Annotated in this window: 1 protein-coding gene; it reads right to left on the bottom strand. The window is 43.1% G+C overall.

All coding sequences use genetic code 11. The features are described 5' to 3' along the window. Positions 1 to 198 (bottom strand): hypothetical protein (locus CWC28_RS21245; RefSeq protein WP_138625745.1); only part of this gene is annotated, 198 nt, incomplete at its 3' end. Between the last annotated feature and the right edge of the window lie 57 nt (positions 199 to 255).

The raw sequence follows: 255 nt of genomic DNA, 5'->3' as shown, positions 1-255 counted from the left end.
ACCAATACAAAAACCAACTGCGGCTACTGTAATTAGTACAGTTACTACGGCTGTATAGTTAGTTGTTGCATCAGCGCCAGCAGCATTAATCGCTTCTGTATGGTCAGCGGCAAATACCGAAGCTGAGCCAAGAGCCGAAGTTAAAAGAAGACCTGCTTTAGCGCGTTTTGTAGCTAAAATGTTCATTACGTTTTTCATGTTGATATCCTTAAAGGTTAGGTTTTTCCCATGGTACGGACGACACGACCAACACCA

The organism is Pseudoalteromonas sp. S4492, from assembly GCF_005886115.1.
Lineage (GTDB): Bacteria > Pseudomonadota > Gammaproteobacteria > Enterobacterales > Alteromonadaceae > Pseudoalteromonas > Pseudoalteromonas gelatinilytica.
Note: the sequence above shows the minus strand (reverse complement) of the source record. Positions and strands in the feature narration are given on the sequence as shown.